Below are 665 nucleotides of genomic sequence, written 5' to 3' on the forward strand. Positions count from 1 at the left end.
GTTGGTTATTTGTAATACTCCAGTCTCTAAATTTATACTTACTCCATTTGCTGGCGTTTTTAATGACCAACTTATATTTTCATCCATCACATTTCCGTACTGATCTTTTATTACTGCATTATAATCAATTGTTTCTGGACTATTTTCTTGGGTTGGTACATTTATACTGCTAGCTCCATCTATGATAATATTTGTTACTTCTGGTTCTGTTTTTTCTATTGTTACTGGTTTTTCTTGTTGCAGTCCATCGCTAGTTGCCACTACTACAACTGTTCCCGCTTTTGCTTGGTTGGTTATTTCCAATAATCCTGTTATAGGATTTATACTTACTCCTGGTACTGGTGTTTTTAATGACCAACTTATATTTTCATCCATTACATTTCCGTATTGGTTTTTTACTATACCTTTATACTCTGTTTCATTTGGACTTGTTATTTCTGTTGGTACATTTATTATACTTTCACCATTAATTATTATATTTGTTACTTCTGGTTCTGCTTTTTCTATTGTTACGATTTTTTCTTCATGCATTCCATTGCTAGATGCTACTACTGTAACTGTTCCTGCATCTGCCTGGTTAGTTGCTTCCAATAACCCTGTTTCTGTATTTATACTTACTCCATTTGCTGGCGTTTTTAATGACCAACTTATATTTTTATCCATTA

General features: G+C 32.6%; 1 protein-coding gene. It reads right to left on the reverse strand.

The genetic code is table 11. The features are described from left to right. Window positions 1–665: hypothetical protein (locus QMG30_RS24780; protein ID WP_281819907.1), on the reverse strand; the 665-nt coding region annotated here is incomplete at both ends.

The organism is Vallitalea longa (genome assembly GCF_027923465.1).
GTDB lineage: Bacteria > Bacillota > Clostridia > Lachnospirales > Vallitaleaceae > Vallitalea > Vallitalea longa.